Source organism: Jannaschia aquimarina, from assembly GCF_000877395.1.
GTDB lineage: Bacteria > Pseudomonadota > Alphaproteobacteria > Rhodobacterales > Rhodobacteraceae > Jannaschia > Jannaschia aquimarina.
Map to the genome: position 1 here is coordinate 188,034 of NZ_JYFE01000060.1, position 19,793 is coordinate 207,826.

18 protein-coding genes and 1 riboswitch are annotated in these 19,793 nt (G+C 66.7%); of the genes, 11 read left to right on the forward strand and 7 right to left on the reverse strand.

From position 1 onward, the window contains the following. Positions 1 to 3 precede the first annotated feature (3 nt). A complete protein-coding gene (locus jaqu_RS16385) occupies positions 4 to 1,194 on the reverse strand; it encodes an ABC transporter substrate-binding protein (RefSeq protein ID WP_043920067.1) in 1,191 nt (396 codons plus the stop codon). A gap of 167 nt (positions 1,195 to 1,361) precedes the next feature. On the opposite strand from jaqu_RS16385, the gene jaqu_RS16390 reads away from it, so the two are divergent. The 5 genes from jaqu_RS16390 to jaqu_RS16410 all read left to right on the forward strand — a co-directional run bounded on the left by jaqu_RS16390 (position 1,362) and on the right by jaqu_RS16410 (position 6,147). Continuing rightward, a complete protein-coding gene (locus tag jaqu_RS16390) occupies positions 1,362 to 2,051 on the forward strand; it encodes a fumarylacetoacetate hydrolase family protein (protein ID WP_043920068.1) in 690 nt (229 codons plus the stop codon). Between the two features lie 81 nt (positions 2,052 to 2,132). Beyond that, entirely contained in the window at positions 2,133 to 3,176 is a 1,044-nt protein-coding gene (locus jaqu_RS16395) for a TRAP transporter substrate-binding protein (RefSeq protein ID WP_043920069.1), read from the forward strand. Positions 3,177 to 3,272: 96 nt separating this feature from the next. Beyond that, complete coding sequence (locus jaqu_RS16400) at positions 3,273 to 3,851, forward strand: TRAP transporter small permease (RefSeq protein WP_043920070.1); 579 nt, start codon at positions 3,273 to 3,275, stop codon at positions 3,849 to 3,851. Next, positions 3,848 to 5,377, forward strand: coding sequence for a TRAP transporter large permease (locus jaqu_RS16405; RefSeq protein ID WP_043920071.1), 1,530 nt, complete (start codon positions 3,848 to 3,850; stop codon positions 5,375 to 5,377). The genes jaqu_RS16400 and jaqu_RS16405 overlap by 4 nt, the downstream gene beginning before the upstream one ends. Before the next feature lie 11 nt (positions 5,378 to 5,388). Beyond that, complete coding sequence (locus tag jaqu_RS16410; RefSeq protein ID WP_043920072.1) at positions 5,389 to 6,147, forward strand: SDR family oxidoreductase; 759 nt, start codon at positions 5,389 to 5,391, stop codon at positions 6,145 to 6,147. A gap of 30 nt (positions 6,148 to 6,177) precedes the next feature. On the opposite strand, the gene uxaC is transcribed toward jaqu_RS16410, so the two are convergent. Genes uxaC through jaqu_RS16425 form a run of 3 tightly spaced genes read right to left on the reverse strand, consistent with a single transcriptional unit; the run spans position 6,178 to position 9,248 of the window. Then, entirely contained in the window at positions 6,178 to 7,572 is a 1,395-nt protein-coding gene (gene uxaC, locus jaqu_RS16415; RefSeq protein WP_043920073.1) for a glucuronate isomerase, read from the reverse strand. 16 nt (positions 7,573 to 7,588) lie between these two features. Continuing rightward, positions 7,589 to 8,482 carry a hypothetical protein gene (locus jaqu_RS16420; RefSeq protein WP_043920074.1) on the reverse strand — a complete coding sequence of 298 codons (894 nt, stop codon included), beginning with the start codon at positions 8,480 to 8,482 and terminating at the stop codon, positions 7,589 to 7,591. After that, positions 8,469 to 9,248 (reverse strand): DUF6502 family protein, encoded by a 780-nt coding sequence (locus jaqu_RS16425; protein ID WP_043920075.1) that lies wholly within the window; start codon positions 9,246 to 9,248, stop codon positions 8,469 to 8,471. The genes jaqu_RS16420 and jaqu_RS16425 overlap by 14 nt, the downstream gene beginning before the upstream one ends. A gap of 151 nt (positions 9,249 to 9,399) precedes the next feature. Here jaqu_RS16425 and jaqu_RS16430 point away from each other — a divergent pair, with 151 nt between their 5' ends. Further along, positions 9,400 to 9,903 carry a fasciclin domain-containing protein gene (locus jaqu_RS16430; protein ID WP_084629938.1) on the forward strand — a complete coding sequence of 168 codons (504 nt, stop codon included), beginning with the start codon at positions 9,400 to 9,402 and terminating at the stop codon, positions 9,901 to 9,903. A gap of 3 nt (positions 9,904 to 9,906) precedes the next feature. Here jaqu_RS16430 and jaqu_RS16435 read toward each other — a convergent pair whose 3' ends face one another. After that, a complete protein-coding gene (locus jaqu_RS16435) occupies positions 9,907 to 10,794 on the reverse strand; it encodes a sugar kinase (protein WP_043920076.1) in 888 nt (295 codons plus the stop codon). Further along, the gene (gene uxuA, locus jaqu_RS16440; protein ID WP_043920077.1) at positions 10,791 to 11,984 is read right to left on the reverse strand and encodes a mannonate dehydratase; all 1,194 of its coding nucleotides are present in this window, start codon (positions 11,982 to 11,984) and stop codon (positions 10,791 to 10,793) included. Before uxuA ends, jaqu_RS16435 begins: the two co-directional genes overlap by 4 nt. Before the next feature lie 66 nt (positions 11,985 to 12,050). Between uxuA and jaqu_RS16445 the strand changes: the two genes are divergently transcribed. Further along, positions 12,051 to 13,313 (forward strand): mannitol dehydrogenase family protein, encoded by a 1,263-nt coding sequence (locus jaqu_RS16445; protein WP_052501023.1) that lies wholly within the window; start codon positions 12,051 to 12,053, stop codon positions 13,311 to 13,313. On the opposite strand, the gene aroC is transcribed toward jaqu_RS16445, so the two are convergent. Continuing rightward, on the reverse strand, positions 13,310 to 14,413 hold the full coding sequence (aroC, locus tag jaqu_RS16450; protein WP_043920078.1) for a chorismate synthase: 1,104 nt from the start codon (positions 14,411 to 14,413) through the stop codon (positions 13,310 to 13,312). The genes jaqu_RS16445 and aroC overlap by 4 nt on opposite strands. Before the next feature lie 142 nt (positions 14,414 to 14,555). On the opposite strand from aroC, the gene jaqu_RS16455 reads away from it, so the two are divergent. From jaqu_RS16455 to jaqu_RS16470, 4 genes are all read left to right on the forward strand, one after another. After that, entirely contained in the window at positions 14,556 to 16,436 is a 1,881-nt protein-coding gene (locus jaqu_RS16455) for an alpha-amylase family glycosyl hydrolase (protein ID WP_043920079.1), read from the forward strand. Positions 16,437 to 16,473: 37 nt separating this feature from the next. Then, positions 16,474 to 16,579, forward strand: a riboswitch (TPP riboswitch). A gap of 29 nt (positions 16,580 to 16,608) precedes the next feature. Beyond that, the gene (gene thiB, locus jaqu_RS16460) at positions 16,609 to 17,580 is read left to right on the forward strand and encodes a thiamine ABC transporter substrate binding subunit (protein WP_043920080.1); all 972 of its coding nucleotides are present in this window, start codon (positions 16,609 to 16,611) and stop codon (positions 17,578 to 17,580) included. Between the two features lie 11 nt (positions 17,581 to 17,591). Further along, a complete protein-coding gene (locus jaqu_RS16465; RefSeq protein ID WP_089268313.1) occupies positions 17,592 to 19,088 on the forward strand; it encodes an ABC transporter permease family protein in 1,497 nt (498 codons plus the stop codon). Beyond that, positions 19,072 to 19,767, forward strand: a complete 696-nt coding sequence (locus jaqu_RS16470) for a thiamine ABC transporter ATP-binding protein (RefSeq protein ID WP_043920228.1) — start codon at positions 19,072 to 19,074, stop codon at positions 19,765 to 19,767. Before jaqu_RS16465 ends, jaqu_RS16470 begins: the two co-directional genes overlap by 17 nt. Positions 19,768 to 19,793: the final 26 nt, after the last annotated feature.

Here is a 19,793-nt window from a genome sequence, read left to right on the forward strand (position 1 = left end):
GTCCTACTGCGCGACGCCGAAGCGAGCGGTCCAGTCCTCTGCCAGACGCTCCGCCCAGCTTGGATGGGGTTCGGGCAGGGCCTGGCCCAGTTCATCGGGTGACAGCGTCGCGATCCCGAGTTCGAGCGCGTCGAACGCGGCGCGGTCGGCTTCGGGCAACTTGTCCATGGCGAGCACCGTGCCGTAGCCGAGGATATCCGGATCCTGCGCACGCAATTGCGCCTCAGGCGACAGGAGGATGTTCGCCACGACCATGGCACCTTCCTTCGACGACGAATTGTAGGGGATCGCGACGAAGCTGGCATTGCCCAGCGTGCCGCCGTCCAGCACGTAGGTGCGGACGGTTTCCGGAAGTTGGAAATTGGCGATGGCCGCCGTCGCCTCGCCCGGCGAGAAGCTGATGGCGAGGTCGATTTCCCCGTCGTTCATGAGTTGCCATTGCCGCGGTCCGGTCTGCGGATAGGCGCGGCCTTCGCGCCAGAGCAGCGGGGTCAGCTCTTCCATGAAGGCCCAGAGCGGGGCGGTGACATCCGCGTAGTCGCCGCCGACAGGGTCGGACAGGCGATCCGGATCCGGGGCGAGTTCGAGCAGCATCTGCTTGAGGAAGGTCGTCCCGAGGAAGTCGGGCGGCTGTGGAAAGGCAAGCCGTCCGGGATTGGCGCGCGCCCAGTCCAGCATCGCCTCCGCGCTGCGTGGCGGATCGGTGAGCCGGGCGGTGTCGTGGACGAATACGACCTGCGCCATGGCCCATGGGCTTTCGTAGCCTTCGGTCGGGATCGTGAAATCGGTGGTGACGGTCTTGCCCTCGACATCGACATACTGCCAGTTGGGCAGCGCCTCGGCGAAGGGACCGAACAGAAGGCCGGCTTCCTTCATGGCGGCGAAATTGGCGCCGTTGATCCAGATGAGGTCGACCGACCCGCCCTCGTCCCGGCCCGCCTGTTGTTCGGCGAGGACGGCGGAAACCGCATTGGCGGTGTCGTCCAACTTGACGTGGCGCAGGTCGACACCCTGCTCGGCGGCCTGCTCTCTGATCCAGGCGATGAAGTCGTTCGTCGCCGTCGAGCCGCCCCAGGCGTGCCAATGGACCACCTGTCCCTCGGCGGCGGCGGTCACGGAGGCCCAATCCGTCGGATCGGGATCGGCAAGGGCCGGGGCCGCGAGGAAGGGAAGCAGGGCGAGGAAACGGCGCATCGGGCACTCCGGTCGGGACAGATTGGCGGAGACTTGTCGCCCCGTCCTGCGGGGGTCAAGCCGGGTCCCGCGCCCTCGCGCTCTCGTGACCGGCGCGGAGTGGCTTGCGGTTCGACCAAACTCGGCCATTGTCCGGAGCACCAGTCAGAGAGGGGATTGTCTGGCCCATGACCGACTTCCTGTTCGATCCGCCCGAACCAGTGGCCTTGTCCCTTGCCGGCGGGTCCGCCCGGATCCCGGTCCGGCGCATCTTCTGTGTCGGGCGCAATTACGCGGCCCACGCCGCGGAGATGGGAGCGGAGGTCGATCGGGAGGCGCCGTTCTATTTCACCAAGTCCGCGCCGCACCTGCGGGCCGGGGGCGGAACGGTCGCCTATCCGCCCGGGACCGACGACTACCATCATGAGATGGAACTGGCCGTGGTTCTGGGCGCGCATGCCTACCGGGTGACACCAGCGGACGCGATGGACGTGGTGCTTGGCGCCGCCTGCGCGCTGGACATGACCCGCCGTGATCGACAGGCCGAGGCCAAGGAGAAGCGCAGGCCCTGGGATGTCGGCAAGGATGTCGAGGGATCTGCCATTCTGGGCGAGGTCACGCGCGGCTTCGTCCCTGAAGGACAGTGCATCCGCCTTAGCGTCAACGGAGAAATCAGGCAGGATGCGCGTCTGTCCGAGATGGTTCATTCCGTGCCCGAGATCATCGCGGACCTGTCCCGCCTCTATCACCTCGCGCCCGGCGACGTGATCCTGACGGGGACGCCGGCCGGTGTGGGCGCGGTCCAACCCGGCGATGTGCTCGACGGGTCGATCGAGGGCCTGACGCCGCTGCACGTCACGATCGGGTCCAAGACGTAACAGACGCTCGACAGGACGCGTGGGTGCTGTAACTTCCGACGGGTAAGGCGCCGAAGCGCGCCACACCAAGGGAGGAATGACATGACCAATCGCAGGACCGTTCTCGCCGCCGCCGCGCTGGCGCTGACCGGGCTACCCGCTGCCGCGCAGGAGGTGACGCTCAAGCTGCACCAGTTCCTGCCCGCGCAGGCCAATGTGCCGATGCTGATCCTGGACGTCTGGGCCGACAATGTCGAAGCGGCGTCGAACGGCCGTATCGAGGTGGAGCGCTATCCCTCCATGCAGCTGGGCGGCGTGCCGCCAGAGCTCATGGATCAGGCCATCGACGGTGTCGCCGATGTAGTCTGGACGGTCGTCGGCTACACGCCCGGCCGCTTCCCCAGGACCGAGGTCTTCGAGTTGCCCTTCATGACCGAGGATGCCCGTGCCACGTCCTATGCGTACTGGAAGCTCTTCGAGGAGGAGATGGGTGAGGATTTCCCGGGCGTGGAAATCCTGGGCACATGGGTTCACGGCCCCGGCATGTTCCACACGGCCGATCCCGTCGAGAACCCGGAAGACCTGCAGGGCATGAAGATCCGCGGTGGCGGCCGTCTGGTCAACGCCATGCTGGAGCGGTTGGGCGCAGAGCCCATCGGCATGCCCGTCCCGGCCATCCCCGAAGCCCTGTCCAAGGGCGTGATCGACGGCACGACCATTCCGTGGGAGGTGACCCCTGCCATCCGCGTGCCGGAACTGGTCGAGTTCCACACCGAATTCGAGGGCCCCGCCCTCTATAACCTGACCTTCGTGCTGGCCATGAACGAGGGCACCTATGACGGGTTGCCCGACGACCTGAAGCAGATCATCGACGAGCAGTCGGGCCAGGCCTTCAGCATCTTCGCGGGCGGGACGCAGGCGGATGCCGACGGTCCGGCGCGGCAGGTCGCGGTCGATAACGGCAACGAGATCGTCACCATCTCGTCCGAGCAGGCCGAAGCCTGGCGTGAAGCCGCGCAACCCATCTACGATGAATGGATCGCCGAGATGGAGGGCAAGGGGATCGACGGCCAGGCACTAATCGACCGCGCGCGTGCGTTGATGGAGGAGTATGACTCCTCCCTCGACACCTACGCGCCGCTCTGACTTCATGACCGGCGTGGGCCTTCGGTGGCCCACGCCGACCTTGCGCTTGCCCGGCTCGGCGGAGAGCCGCTAGGTCCGGGCGAAGGGGGATCGCTCATGCACCGTTTCTTCCTGACGCTCGCGCGCGCCATGGCGCTGGCGGGCGGGGCGATGCTGCTCCTGCTGATCCTGATGACCTGCGTCTCGATCCTCGGGCGGGAGTTGAACGAGATCCTGCAGGCGGATGGGTTGCGCAGTTCGGCCATCGGACGCTGGCTTCTGGACGAGCTGGGCGTCGGCGCCATCGACGGCGATTTCGAGTTGCTGGAGGCGGGCATGGCCTTCACCATCTTCGCCTTCCTTCCGTTGACCCAAATCACGCTCGGACATGCCAGCGTCGATGTCTTCGCCGACCGGTTGCCGCCCGCGTGGAACCGATGGTTCGCGGTCGTGATCGAGGTCGTCTTCGCGGCCGTCCTGATCCTGATCGCCTGGCAGCTTTTCCTCGGGATGCTGTCCAAGCTGAATTCGGGCCAGACGACCATGCGGCTCGAGTTTCCGGTCTGGTGGAGCTACCTTCTGGCGGTTCCGCCCGCGTTCCAGGCCGCCACGACCGCGATCTGGTGCGCCTGGGCGCGTCTGGTCGAGGCACGGACCGGTCGGATCATCCTGACCGAGGCGGAGGGCGGGCATTGAGCGACTTCGTTCTCGGCGCGCTGTCCTTTCCGGCGCTGCTGACGCTGATCTTCCTTCGGGTTCCGATCGGGCTGGCGATGTTCCTTGCCGGGCTCGTCGGGCTGATCATCGTTACCGGGGATGTGACGGTCCCCTTCGCACGGCTGAAGTCGGAGACCTACACGACCTTCTCGAACTATTCGCTGTCGATCGTGCCGATGTTCCTGCTGATGGGGTATTTCGCCACGCTGGGCGGCATGTCGACGGCGTTGTTCAAGGCGGCCGAATCCTTTCTCGGACATCGAAAGGGGGGCGTCGCCATGGCGGCGGTCGGGGCGTGCGGTGGCTTCGGCGCGATCTGCGGCTCGTCGCTTGCGACGGCGGCCACCATGTCCCGTGTCGCGCTGCCGGAGTTGCGCGCCTACGGCTATTCCGGCGGCTTCTCGACGGCGACGCTGGCGGCGGGCGGGACGCTAGGCATCCTGATTCCGCCTTCGGTCGTGCTGGTGATCTATGCGATCCTGACCGAGCAGAACATCGCCAAGCTGTTCCTCGCCGCATTCCTGCCGGGTGTGCTGGCGGCCCTGGGCTATGTGCTGGTCATCTCGATCTATGTGCGCGTGAACCCCGGAGCGGCGGGCCTGCGCGACCGGGTGCCATGGGGCGACCGGATGCGCGCGCTGGTGGCGGTCTGGCCGGTCCTTCTGGTGTTCCTCGCCGTGGTCGGTGGCATATATGGCGGGCTGTTCACGCCGACCGAAGGCGCGGCAGTCGGCGCGTTGGGCACCGGACTGATCGCGCTGGCGAATGGCGGCCTGACCTGGTCGACCCTCGGCGAAAGCTTCACCTCGACCGCGCGGGCCTCGGCGATGATCTTCTTCATCGTCCTGGGCGCGGCTTTCTACAACGGCTTCCTCGCGCTGACGGGCGTGCCGCAGGGCATCGCGGGCTGGGTTGTGGAGGGCGGGTTCAACCCATGGATCGTGCTGATCCTGATCCTGATCTTCTACCTGCTCTTGGGCTGCGTCATGGACAGCCTGTCGATGATCCTGCTGACGATCCCGATCTTCTGGCCCGTCGTGCAGGAACTGGACTTCGCCTTCGTCACGCTGGCCGAACTGCATGCCACCCGCGCCGTTCCCGTCATCGCCGAGATCGAAGCCGCTTTGGCGGCGGGCATGGCCCCGCCCGTAGAGATCGCCGCAGAGATGCTGGCCGAGATCAAGGCGGCGCTGGCTCAGGGGGCGGAGCTGACACGCGACCAGATCCGCGCGCTGGAATTGCGCCGGGTCAATCAGGGTGCCGTGAACCGCATCAATCAGGAGATGGTGGCGATCTGGTTCGGGATCCTCGTGCTGATCGTCGTCGAGGTGGGCCTGATCACGCCGCCGGTGGGGATGAACCTCTTCGTCATCAACGCCATGGACCGGGACACGCCGATGACGGCCACCTACCGGGCCGTGCTCTGGTTCGTCGCATCGGATCTGATCCGGGTGGCGATCCTGCTGGCCTTCCCGATCATCACACTTGTCTTCATCGCCATCTGAGGGAGGTCATCATGCGGATCGACGGCACAAGCGCGATCGTCACGGGCGGCGGCAGCGGGCTTGGCGCCGCGACCGCGCGGCACCTGGCGGCCCGGGGGGCCAAGGTCACCATCCTCGATCATGACGGCGACAAGGCCGAGGCCGTGGCGGCCGAGATTGGCGGACGGGCCGCGCCCTGCGACGTCACCGACGAGGCGCGGGTAGAGCGTGCCGTGGCGGCCGCGGCCGATGCCCATGGCACACCGCGCATCGTCGTGAATTGCGCCGGGATCGCGAATGCCGCGCGGATTGTGAACCGCAAGGGAGAGACCGGGCTCGCCACGTTCCGGCGCGTGATCGAGGTCAACCTGATCGGGAGCTATGCCGTCGCGGCTCATACGATCCGTCTGATGCAGGAAGCCGATCCTCTGGACGATGAACGTGGCGTGGTCATCAACACGTCGTCGGCGGCGTATCAGGACGGACAAGTGGGCCAGTCCGCCTATGCTGCCTCCAAGGGGGCGATCGCTTCGATGTGCCTGCCTCTGGCGCGGGAACTGGCAAAGCCCGGCATCCGCGTCTGCGCCATCGCGCCCGGCCTATTCCATACGCCGATGATGGAGGCCCTGCCAGAAGAGACCGTTCAGAAGATCACCGCCGATGTGCAGTTCCCGCAGCGTTTGGGCAACCCGCACGAGTTCGCCGCCCTGGCCGCGCATATCGTCGAGAACCGCTATCTGAACGGAGAGGTCATTCGCATCGACGGGGCGACGCGCCTGCCGCCGCGATAGGCCGGCCACGGGCGCCGAACCGCGACCTCGCTAGAGCCTGTATGCCTCGCGCGCCAGTCCGTGGGCGAGGCGTGGCATGATTTCGAAGGCCTCTTCCTCGTCGAGGCGATGGGTCGTCACCAGCCCTGCCAGAAAGGCCGCGTCGCAGCGCCTCGCCACATCGTGTCGCGCCGGGATCGAACAGAGCGCACGGGTGTCGTCGTTGAAGCCCGCCGTATTCTCGAAACCCGCCGTCTCCGTCGCCATCTCCCGGAACCGTCGCATGCCTTCGGGCGAGTCGTGGAACCACCAGGGCGGGCCGAGGCGCAGGCATGGATAGGCCCCGGCAAGGGGGGCAAGCTCGCGAGCATAGGTGGCTTCGTCCAGCGTGAACAGGATCAGCGTCAGGCGTGGGTCCATCCCGACCGCGTTCAGCAAGGGCCGCAAAGCGTGGGTCCAGCCGGTCGGTTGCGGAATATCGAAGCCCCTGTCCTTGCCGACCGTGTGGAAGACGCCGTGGTGATGGTTCCTCACCGCTCCGGCATGAAGCTGCATCACCAGACCGTCCTCGGTGGACATGCGCGCGAATTCGGTGAGCATCTGGGCGCGGAAGGCCTCGGCATCCTCTGGCGAGACCGGGGGGCGGAGGACCCGTTTGAACAGCGCTTCCGCCTCTGCCGTGCCCAGGTCGAGCGTCCGCGCCGTGGGGTGACCGTGATCGGTCGCGGTGGCGCCCATCTCTCTAAAGAAGGTCCGCCGCACACGGTGAGCGTCGAGATAGCCTTGCCATCTGGTCGTATCGCAGCCCGTGATTTCCCCTAGTCGCATGACGTTGTTCCGGAAGCGGGGTGTCTCCGGATCCGTCACGGCGTCGGACCGATAAGTCGGGACCACGCGGCCGGTCCAGTCGCTTCTTTGGACGGCATCGTGGTGGCGCAGATCCGACAGCGCATCGTCGGTCGTGGCGATCACGTCGATTCCGAACCTGTCATAGAGCGCACGAGGCCGGAATTCCGGTCGGGCAAGCGCGTCGGCGATGGCATCGAACTGCGCGTCGGCATTCGCGGGCGACAAGCGCTCCGACAATCCAAAAACCTCCGACAGGGCGTGGTCGATCCAGAGGCGCGAGGGGGTCCCCCGGAAGAGGTGGTAGCCCTCTGCGAAACGACGCCAGATGGCGCGCCTGTCTCCTTCGGCCTCCTCGCCGATCCCGAGCTGCGCGAATGACATGCCCTGACTGAACAGCATCCGTGTCACGTAGTGATCGGGCATCACGAAAAGCTCCGCCGCGTCGGTAAAGGCGGGGTCCTCTCCCCACCAGCGCGGATCGGTATGCCCATGCGGCGAGACGATCGGCGCATCCGCGACGGTGTCGTACAAGGCTCGGGCGATCTTGCGGGTCGTCGGGTCCGGCGGAAAAAGACGGTCGGGATGCAGCAGGCTCATGGCCCGGCACGCTAGGCTAGAGGGCGACCCTTCGTCCATCGGGTCCGTCTCGCAGCAATGTCCGCCGCCGCTCGAAGCCTTCGGGGACGACGAAGGCGGTCGCAGCCCGGAACCGCCCGTCATACGGCCCGAAATAGAGCGCGCGATGCGGCGAGAGCGGGGCAAGCGCCAGATCTCGGGCAAAGCTGTGTCCCAGACCTGCCAGGCGCCAGTCCGGCGCTTCGGTGACCGGCTCCAGATAGCCCTCGACGCTGAGCTGACGCAGCGCGGTCCCCGGCGCGAACCGGCCCGACCGGGCCCGCTCGACGGTCAGGGCGCCATTGGTATAGCGGCCCTGCGCGGCGAGATAGCTGCCGGACGGCCCGGCGCGCCCGCGCAATCCGGTGCCGCCGATCCCGCCTTGGTCGACCACGCCGGCGATCAGGTCCGGGCCGGGGGACGCGGCCGAGATACGGCTTGCGACGACGCCCGTCCGGGTCCAAGCGCCGTCCACCGCGACCCGCGCGCCTTCGACGAGAACACCGGAGATGCCGGCTTCGGCCCGGACCGGAACGCCGTTGACCCGGCCATCGGCCACGGTCCCGACAAGGGCATGTTCCACCCGGACGCTCTGCGCCACCAGCCGATCCCCGCGGCGGTCGGCTACGACCGTCAGAGACTGCCCGTGCCCCAGCGCATCCACGTCCATCCGTCCGAATGGCCCCGAAACGGGGGTCCGGTCGTCGATCTCGATCCGGAGGCCGTTGACGATCAGGCTGCCGAAATCCGTCAGGACACCGACGATGCCGGTCCCCCCGATGCCCCCTTCGAACGGGTCCTCCCGGGTGACGAGCGCGGGCGCGGGCATGCAGGCCGATAATCCGGCGCCCGCAGCGAGGCACAGGACGTGACGGCGATCAGGTTTCTTCATCGTCGGCCTTTGGTTCGCGGAAGAAGTAGACCCCGAGGCGATAGCGCTCTGTCGCCGCCGGATCGCCCGCACCATCGCGCTGTTCCTGTCGGGACCGGGCGTCGAGGTCTTCGAGCAGGCTTTGCAATTCGACCCGCGCATGGCGTTCCAGACGATCCACGGCATCGGGGGTCAGGTGGTTGTAGAAGACCGCGCGCTCCAGAAAGGGGGGTGTCTCCGCCTCCAGGTTTTGCGAGGCCGCGGCGAGGTGGTCGCCCAGATTGGTCGCGAAGAAAGCCAGCCTGTCGTCGTCCGACCGGGGACCGACGACGGCCTCTGGCGAGAGATGCAGCAGGTCGTCCCGTCTTTCGACCAGACCTTGCCGCAGCAACTCGTCCAGTACGGTGCGGGGCCGGATGTCCCGGCTGAAGCCCTCGACCAGATCGTCGAATTGCGCACGCGACAAGGGCGTGCCGATCTCGCGCCAACGCGACACGACAGTCGCCAGCGCGGCGGATCGCGCGCGGGCCACTTCCCACCCGTCCGGACCGGCGGAGAGGATCGCACGGACGTCCCGGCGGTGGACACCGGTCAGCAGGGTGATCCGGCTGTCCGTGGGCGGCTTGCCATCGATCCGGAAGGAGGCCTGAGCGACATCGACATACACGGATTTCAGCAGCCTGTAGAACCTGGGTGCGGTGACCCCGCGCGATATCAGCAGCCGCACCAGCGGGCGAAGCACGCCGCGCAGGGCACGGGTGAAACGGTCTGGGGATGGGTCGCTCATATTAGGCGGTGATATGCCGCGTGGAAAAAAATTCCACAAGTCATGTTGACGTGATCGAGGACCAAGCCAGTTCCAAGCCCACGGGGAGAGTGGGACAATCGCCCACATTGACCCCGCGGATAATGGAAGAAATGCGAACAGGGAGACCCGCATGACCCTCATTCTGAACCGCCGCAGCGCACTGACCCTCGGCGCTGCCTCCGTCGGAACGCTGGCTCTGACGGGCTGCGCGACGACAGCCTCGGGTGCAGGCGACATCGTCGACGTCGCATCCGGTGCGGGCAACTTCAACACACTGGTGGCTGCCGTTCAGGCCGCGGGACTGGTCGAGACGCTCAAGGGCCCCGGCCCCTTCACCGTCTTCGCCCCCACCGACGATGCCTTTGCCGCGCTGCCGGCCGGGACGGTGGACAGCCTGCTGCTGCCCGAGAACCGCGACCAGCTCACCAGCATCCTGACCTACCACGTCGCACCAGGCCTCTACCCGGCATCCGCGATTGTGGGCCGCCGTGGGTCGATCCCGACGGTTCAGGGCCAGAACCTGCATGTCGACGGCCGCAATGGCGTCACGGTAGAGGGCATTCCGGTCATCACGCCGGATGTCGAGGCGTCGAACGGTGTGATCCACGTCATTTCCGGCGTCCTTCTGCCCTGATCCTCAGGCAACGTCGCAAAGACCTCCGTGCTGGCCGACCACCCGGGCGGCCAGCGCGGCTCCCTCCTCGACGCAGGACGTGACGGGCTCACCCTTGATGTAGGCGGCCAGAAAGCCGGCATTGAATGAATCCCCGGCGGCCGTCGTGTCCACGATCTTTTGCGTCACATGCGCCGGACGCGTCGAGATTTCTCCGTCAGAGCGGATCGTGATGGCCTCGGGGCCGTTCTTGACGATCACGCACGGAGCGGCCGCATAGCGCTCTAGCGTGGCGCTCGGATCGGCATCCCCGAAAGCCGCCGCCTCGTCGTCGAAAGAGGGCAGCACGATATCGCTTTCATCCGCCATCGCCGTGATCGTCTTGCATGCGATGTCCGCGTCCTCCCACAACCGGGGCCGGATGTTGGGATCGAAGGCGATGACGGCACCCTGCGCCCGAAGCTCTGCCAACCCTTCCATCAGGCTTGTGCGATCCGGGGACGACAGGATCGCGAGCGTGATGCCAGACAGGTAGACGAGGGGCCGCTGCCCGGGCGGGTTCAGCGGATGGCCGGCAAGCAGGCGCGCCGCGGATCCGTCCCGCCAGTAGGTGAAGCTCCTCTCTCCGTCGCTCAGGTGAATCGTGTAGAGACCGATCGTCCGGCCCGTGTCCCGCGCGATCGAGCCAGTCTCGATTCCGGCATCCTCGATGAAGCGCACCATGGCATCCGAGATCGCATCCGTCCCGACTGCCGTGTGGTAGTGGACGGGGATGTCGCGGGACAGTCGTCGGCGCATGTACCAAGCGGTATTGAAGGTGTCGCCGGCGAAGGCCCTGCGGAACAGGCCGGGGCATTCGGCCGGGCCGAACTCGACCATGCACTCGCCGATCGAGAGAACGCCATCGATCATGCGCAGGCCGCCATGACGCCCCGGATTTCGGCAAGACCCCTTGCCCGCCCGGCCAGCGGGTAGCCCGGCGTGGCCGTCGCCGGATCGTCCGTCAGGATCGTCTGCCCATGATCGGGGCGCATCGGAATGCGCCAGTCCGTGCGCCCTTCCGCCAGACGGCGCGCCTGTTCCCGCATGAGGGCGCGGATCGTGGCGACCATGTCGGTATCGCCGTCCAGATGCTCTGCCTCGTGGAAACCGACGCGAAGGCCATCGCGCGGCTCGCGTCGGCGCGTGTTGCGGAGATGGACGAAATGGATGTGACCGCCCAGCGCCTCGACGAAGGCGGCGCCGTCGAAATCATCCGCCACGCCAGGCGATCCGGTACAGAAGGTGATGCCGTTCGCCGGACTTGGCACGGCGTCGACCAGCCGTTTGTAGTCGGCCCGAGACGAGACGATGCGTGGCAGACCCAGTAGCGGGAAGGGCGGGTCGTCGGGATGGCAGCACAGGCGCAGGCCCAGACGCTCTGACTCTGGGATCACATCGGCGAGGAAGTCGTCGAGGTTGCTCCGCAAGGCGGTCGCATCAATGGCGTCATAAGCCGACAGACGTTCGCGAAGCTCTGACAGGCCCCAGCTTTCGGCCGCGCCGGGCAGGCCTTTGACGATCGTGTCGAGCAATGTTCCCCGGTCTGTATCGCTCATCTCGAAACTCAGCTGGTCCGCAGCGTCGAGGATCGCCTCGCCGTAATCGTCCCGCGCGCCAGGGCGGGCGAGGATGTGGACGTCGAAGGCGACGAACCGGGCAAGGTCGAAAGCCATCGCCGTGCCACCATGAGACATCGGCGCATTAAGCTCCGTGCGCGTCCAGTCGAGCACCGGCATGAAGTTGTAGCAGACGACCTCGACCCCGGCGGCTGCAAGGTTGCGCAGGCTTTCCCTGTACGCGGCGATATGCGTTGCGCGATCGGGACCCTTGGTCTTGATCGCTTCGGAAACCGGGAGGCTTTCGGCGACCGTCCAGTCGAGCGTCGGATGCCCCGGCGCCTGTGCGATGCGGTCGACACGGCGCGCGATCCGCTCGCTCGTCCAGACCTCCCCGGGTGGCACATCATGGAGCGCGGTCACGACGCCCTCGACCCCGGCCTGTTTGAGATAAGCAAGGGGGATCGGGTCGTTCGGACCGAACCACCGCCATGTCTGCTTCATCTTCCCCTCCCCGCATCCGGCTGTGATGGTGGCGGCAAAGCCATGTCCCCGCAAGCCGGAGTCCAGATGCCCACACAGCTCCATATCGGTCTCGGCGCTTTTCACCGCGCTCACCAGGCTCCGGCGACGCAAGAGGCCGGCGGATGGGATATCATCGGCGTCTCTCTGCGCTCGCCGGACGTGAGGGACCGGCTGCGGCCGCAGGACTGGGACTACACGCTGGCAGTCAAGGACAGGGGCGGAACCGAGTATCGGCGCATCACGGTCGTTCGGGACGTCCTCGTCGCTCCCGAAGATCCCGACGCGGTTCTCGCCGCGATCGCTGATCCGGGCATTCCGCTGGTGACGATCACGGTGACGGAGAAGGGCTATTGCCTCCGCGACGGCACGCTGGATTTGCATCACCCCGATATCGGACACGACCTGACTTCTGCACACCCTCGCAGTCTGGTGGGGTTCCTGGCGCGGGGCCTCGCGAGGCGGAACGGTCCGATGACCGTCCTGAGTTGCGACAACCTTCCGTCGAATGGCCGGGTGCTGGAGTGGGCGGTGCGGGACTTCGCGCAGGTGGCGGGTCTGGCTTTGCCGGCCGGGACGCGGTTTCCCTGCTCCATGGTCGACCGGATCACGCCACGGACGACCGAAGACCTGCGATCGGAAATCCGCCGCGAACTGGGGTTGGACGATGCCGCGCCGGTCGAGACAGAAGCATTCACCGAATGGGTCATCGAAGACGCTTTTGCGGGTCCTCGGCCCCGCTGGGAGCGGGCGGGTGTCGCATTCGTGGACGACGTCGCCCCCTATGAGAAGCGCAAGCTCAGGATGCTGAACGGGGCGCATTCTCTTCTGGCCTATGCGGGGCATCTGGCCGGGCATCGCAATGTCCACGAGGCGGTGGCGGATCCGGACCTGCGAAAGGCGGCGGTCGGGCTGATGGATGCGGCGGCGCGCACGGTGGGGGCCTTCGCTGAAGGCGATCTCGCTGCCTATCGCGACGCGCTGCTCGAACGGTTTGCCAATCCGAACCTCGACCACGCGTTGTTGCAGATCGCCATGGACGGATCCGAGAAAGTGCCCGTGCGATGGCTCGACACCGCTGCCGACCTGATCGCGAAGGGTGAGGACTCCGCCATGATCGCCGCGGCTTTCTCGGCATGGGCCCGGTTCCTGCGATCCCGGAACGAGGCCGGAGAGCGGTTGGACGATCCGCGCACCGACGATCTGGTGCGCCTCGTGCGGGAAACGGAGGGTGAGGCCTATATCCGGGCCCTTCTCTCGCTGGTCGACGGACGGAGTTGGCCGGACGAATTCGTTCGCGCCGCGTCCTAGCCGATCGGCCCGCGCGCGCCACCCGTCTGTCCGCGATCCAGCAGCAGATGGTCCAGGATCACGCAGGCCATCATCGCCTCGGCCACCGGCACGGCGCGGATCCCGACACAGGGATCGTGGCGGCCCTTGGTGATCAGCGTCGTCTCTTCGCCCGACTTGGTGATCGTGCGCCGCTCCGACAGGATGGACGAGGTGGGCTTGACGGCGAACCGCACCACCACGTCCTGTCCGGTGCTGATCCCGCCTAGGATCCCCCCGGCATGGTTCGAGGAATAGACCGGTCCGTCGGGTCCCATGGATATCTCGTCGGCGTTGTCCCGGCCCGTGAGGCGCGCGGCCTCCATGCCTTCGCCGATCTCGACGCCCTTGACCGCGTTGATCGACATCATCGCCGCGGCGAGATCGGTGTCGAGCTTGCCATAGACCGGCGCACCCAGTCCCGCCGGAACGCCCCGCGCGACGCATTCGATGATCGCGCCGACCGAGTTGTGGTCGTCCTTGCGCAGCCAGTCGAGATGAGCGGCGAATTCCTCCGCGGCGACCGGGTCGGGGCACCAGAAATCGTTTCGCCCGATCTCCTCCCAGTCGAAGCGGGCGCGGTCGATATCCAGCGGACCCATCGCGGTCATGTAGCCCGTGACCGTCACATCGGGTGCAATCGTGGACAGCGCCGCCCGTGCCACGCCACCGGCCGCGACCCGCGCGGCCGTTTCCCGCGCACTGGACCGGCCGCCGCCGCGATAGTCGCGGATGCCGTATTTCTGCCAATAGGTGATGTCGGCGTGGCCGGGACGGAATTTCTCGGCGATGTCGCCGTAATCCTTGGACCTCTGATCCGTGTTCCGGATCATCAACTGGATCGGCGTGCCGGTCGTGCGGCCCTCGAATGTGCCGGACAGGATCTCGACGGCGTCGGGCTCCTTGCGCTGGGTCGTGTGCTTAGATTGTCCCGGCTTCCGCTTGTCGAGCCAGACCTGCAGATCGGCCTCGGACACCGCGATGCCGGGGGGGCAGCCGTCGATCGTGGCCCCCAGAGCCGGCCCATGGCTCTCGCCCCAGGTGGTGACGCGAAACAGATGACCGAATGTATTGAGCGACACGGACGCGATCTCCTTCGGCCAAGGGCATTAGGGGTGGGGCGCACGCCACGCAACCCGCGCTCTTTCCCGGCGCGATGATCCATGCGACGCGGAGATCGGGAAACCCGGACGCCGTCCCGGTGTTGCCCGATGGGAGGATCCGATGACGAAGACCGGCCGTGGCCTGACACAGGATGGCGCATTCGATCTCCGCTGGCGCCGGGGTCGGCGTGACCTGATCGGACCGCTGACGCGGCTTTACGGCCCTGCCCACGACGTCGATGCCCTGATGGAGCGTCTGCGCGACCTTCTCGAGTCGCATTGGCGAAAGCGCCCGGCCGATCTGCGGCAGCTCGATCTCGTACGGGATCTCGACCCGAACTGGTTTCTCTCCGAAGAGATGGTCGCCTACGTCTTCTACGTGGACCGCTTTGCCGGCGGGTTCCGCGATCTGCCGTCGCGCATCGGATATCTGCGCGATCTGGGCGTCACCTATGCCCATGTCATGCCCTGCCTGATGCCCCGCCCCGGTCAATCCGACGGGGGTTACGCGGTGATGGATTATCGGCGGATCGACCCGGCGCTGGGCTCGATGACGGATTTCCGGGAGGCGACGCTGGCGCTTCGCGAGGCGGGGATGAGCACCTGCATCGACATGGTGCTGAACCACACCGCGAAGGAGCATGACTGGGCCCGGAAGGCTCGCGACGGCGATCCGTTCTACCAAGCGTTCTACCGCATGTTCGATGACGAGACGCTGCCCCGCGCCTACGAGGAGACCCTGCTGGAGATCTTTCCGGACCAGGCGCCCGGCAACTTCACCTACTACCCCGAGATGGGAAAATGGGTCTGGACCACGTTCAACGAGTACCAGTGGGACCTGAACTGGGAAAACCCGGAGGTCTATCTCGCGATCCTCGACACGATCCTGTTCCTGGCGAACAAGGGGGTCGAGGTGTTCCGGCTGGATGCCGTGGCCTTCATGTGGAAGCGGATCGGCACGATCTGCCAGAACCTGCCGGAAGTGCATGACATCCTTCAGGCGTTGACCCAAGCGACCCGGATCGCCGCGCCCGCCGTCATCCACAAGGCCGAGGCGATCGTGGGACCGGCCGACCTCGTCCCCTATCTGGGCATGGAGAGCCATCAGGGCCGCGAGAGCCAGTTGGCCTACCATAACAACCTCATGGTGCAATATTGGTCATCGCTGGCGGCCCGTGACACGCGGTTGATGACGCACGTCCTGCGCACCCACTTCCCCGAGCGGTTCCAACGCGCCTGTTTCGCGACCTACATCCGCTGCCACGATGACATAGGGTGGGCGATCACGCCGGAGGACACGGCCCATGTGCCCGGCATCACGGCTCCCGAGCACCGCGCCTTTCTCGCCGACTACTATGCGGGCCGGTTTCCCGGCAGCTTTGCACGGGGCGCGGACTTCCAGGTCAATCCGGAGACGGGGGACAAGCGGACGAATGGGAGTTTCGCATCGCTTGCGGGACTGGAGGCCGCACTCGACGCCGACGATTCCGCGCAGGTCGACCTGGCGGTCGCGCGCATCCTGCTGGGGCATGCACTGATCGCATCCTACGGAGGCGTGCCGTTGATCTACATGGGCGACGAGATCGGCCTTCTGAACGACGACGGCTACCTGTCCGATCCGGTCAAGGCCGATGACGGGCGCTGGATGCAGCGGCCGCCCATGGACTGGACGCGTGCCGCTGAAGCGATGGCGGGCGATGGGCCGCACGGCCGCATCTATCGCGGCACGCAGCACATCCTGTCCGTGAGGAAACGGACGATGCAACTGGCCTCGGATGTCCCGACCCGCGTGATTGACACAGGCAACCGCGGCGTCTTTGCCTACCTCCGTCTTGGCGATGACCGGACGATCAGCTGTCTGTGCAACTTCACGGAACATCCCCAGAGCGTGGGTCTCGACGTGCCGCCCGGTGCGATCGACCTGTTGACCGGCCAGCCGCCCGGAAGGTCGGGAAACCTGATCGGTCTGGCCCCGTATCAGGCCGTCTGGCTGCGCGCCTGAGTGGCGCTGGACGCCGGAAGGTCCCCACGATAGGTTTGGTTCCACCTCGGGGTGCCTGCTCGTCAGGCTGAGATGCGCGTCCGCGCGAACCCGTTGAACCTGAACCGGTTAAGACCGGCGGAGGGAAGGTGCACCCGCTCCTCGCCATCCGCCCGTCGCTATGGAGTGAGAGATGAGGATCACCATCGCAACGGGATTGACGTTCATCGCCGCGCAAGCCTGCGCCGAGACATTGACCGTCTACGCCCCCGACTACTTCGCCAGCGAATGGGGCCCCGGCCCTGCCATCGCCGAAGCCTTCGAGGCCGAGACGGGCCATACGCTCGAATACGTCACAGGCGACGTGCTGCCCCGCCTGCGGCTGGAGGGCGAGAACACGCAGGCCGATGTCGTGATCGGACTGAATACCGACACCGCGCAGCCGGCGCGCGAGACCGGGCTGTTCGCTCCTCACAATGTCGACCTGTCCGGCCTGACGCTGCCCGTCGACTGGACGGACGAAACCTTCCTGCCGTTCAACTGGGGCCACACCGCCTTTGTCTACGACCGGACCCGCCTGCAAGACGTTCCGGCCAGCTTCGCCGACCTGCTGGACGCGCCCGACGATCTGAGGATCGTCGTGCAGGATCCCCGCTCCTCGGTGTCCGGTCTGGCCCTGGGCCTCTGGATGAACGCCGTCTTCGGCGACGAGGCGGATGAAGCCTGGGCCGCGCTGTCGGACAATATCGTCACGGTGACGGCCGGATGGTCCGAGAGCTACGGCATGTTCACCGAAGGCGAGGCGGACATGGTGCTGTCCTACACGACCTCGCCCGCCTACCACATCATCGCCGAAGAGGACGACACCAAGGCGGCTGCGATTTTTCCCGAAGGGCATTACGTGATGGTCGAGACGGCGGCACAGCTTGCCGGGACCGACCAGCCCGAACTGGCTCAGGCCTTCATGGATTTCGTCCTGTCGCCCGAATTCCAGTCGATCATTCCGACCGGCAACTGGTCCTTCCCGGCCAAGCAGGCGGGCGAGCTTCCAGCGGGCTTCGAGAAGCTGGCCCTGCCGGAGACGGCACTCGTCTATACGCCCGAAGAGGCGGAGGCGCTGCGCGATGATGTGGTCGAGGCCTTCCAGACGGGACTGCGCCGCTGACATCTTCACGGTTGGGGCAGGCCGTCGCGGCAGCGCTGATCGCGGCGCTGATCCTGCCCCTGATCGCGGTCGCCTGGCGCGCCGAGGGCTGGGCCGCCCTGCCCGCGCGGGACTGGGGCGCGTTGTGGTTCACGCTCTGGCAGGCGGCGGTGTCGGCCGCCCTGTCGGTGCTGTTCGCAGTGCCGGTCGCACGGGCGCTGGCGCGGCGGCACTTCGTCGGCCGCGGTGTGGTGATCCTGCTTCTGGGGGCGCCGTTCATCCTGCCGACCCTCGTCGCCGTTCTGGGTCTGATTGCCGTCTTCGGCCGGTCGGGCTGGTTGGGCGCGCTGGACTTGCCGCTTTACGGTCCACAGGGCGTCATCCTGGCGCACGTGTTCTTCAACATGCCGCTGGCCGTGCGTCTGATTCTGCAGGGCTGGCTCTCCTTGCCGGGAGAGCGCCTGCGTCTCGCGGCATCGCTGGGCTTTACAGCCAAGGACACGTTTCGCCTGCTGGAATGGCCGATGCTGCGCGCCATCGCGCCCGGCGTGTTCCTCGTGATCTTTCTGATCTGCACCATGTCATTCGCCATCGCCCTCGCCCTGGGCGGGGGGCCGCGCTCGACGACGGTCGAACTGGCGATTTATCAGGCTTTTCGGTTCGACTTCGACCTGGGGCGCGCCTCGGCGCTTGCGGCGATCCAGTTGGCCATCGGTGCTTTGGCCGCACTGCTGACGTTTCGTCTGGCACTTCCGTCCGGGTTCGGGGCGGGCCTGGACCGGACCGTCCGCCGCTGGGACTCGGGGGGATGGCTTCGGTGGCAAGACTGGGTCGCGATCCTTGCGGCCTGCGGGTTCCTGCTGATGCCGATGGCCGCCGTCTTGGCCGATGGAGTGCTTGCGGTGCTGTCCCTGCCTTCCTCGGTCTGGTGGGCCGCGCTGAGATCGCTGGCAATCGCCATGACGGCCGCGTTCGCGACAGCGGCTCTTGCCTTGCCGATGGCGCTGGCTGTCGCGCGGGGGCGCGACTGGGTCGAGGTGGCGGGTGCCCTGACGCTCACGGCGTCCCCACTTGTCCTCGGAGTCGGCCTCTATCTGATCCTCTTGCCCGTCGCGAACCCGGTCGCGCTTGCCTTGCCGGTGACGGCGGGCGTGAACGTGATGCTGGCCCTGCCCTTTGCGCTCCGCGCCCTGATCCCGGCGGCGCAGGATGTGACTGGCGACCACGGCCGACTCGCCGCATCGCTGGGTCTAAGCGGTTGGACATGGTTGCGTCTGGTCGGTCTGCCGCGAATGCGGCGGCCCCTCGGCTATGCGATGGGGCTGACCGCGGCGCTTTCCGCTGGCGACCTGGGCGTCATCGCGCTTTTCGCGCGGCCGGGCGATGCGACCCTGCCGCTGGCGATGTATCAACTCATGGGCAGCTACCGGCTGGAAGAGGCAAAGGCCGCCGCCCTGATCCTCGTGGTTCTGGCTCTGGGCCTGTTCTGGGTCTTCGAGCGGGGAGGCCGCCATGCTGACGCTCGATGACCTGCGCATCTCGCTTGGAGACTTCACCCTTCGCGCAGACGCGACCATCGCAAGCGGTGGCGTGACCGCCCTGATCGGAGCGAGTGGTTCCGGGAAATCGACGCTGCTGGCCGCGATCGCCGGGTTCCTAGCGCCGGTATCGGGACGTATCCTGATCGACGAACGGGACATGGCCGGCATCGCACCCGGTGAAAGGCCCCTTTCCATCCTGTTTCAGGATCAGAACCTCTTCCCGCATCTTTCCATAGCCCGGAACGTCGGGTTGGGCCTGCGCCCCGATCTGCGCCTCAACGAAACACAGGTCGAACGGCGGGACGAGGTTTTGCGTCAGGTCGGGCTGGCTGGACTGGGGGACCGGTTGCCACGGGACCTTTCCGGGGGCCAGCAATCCCGCGCCGCCCTTGCCCGCGCTCTCTTGCGGGCGCGCCCCTGGCTGCTGCTGGACGAACCGTTCTCCGCCCTCGGGCCTGCGCTTCGATCCGAAATGCTCGACCTCGTCGAGCGCACGGCACGGGACGAGGGGCTATCCGTGCTGATGGTCACCCACGATCCGGAGGACGCAAAGAGGATCGCGGACCGGACTGCATTCATCGCCGAAGGCAAGCTGCAGGAACCCCGTCCGACCGCAGACCTCTTTTCCGATCCGCCGAACGCGCTGCGCGAGTACCTGGGCGAATGAAAAAGGGCGCCCGAAGGCGCCCTATC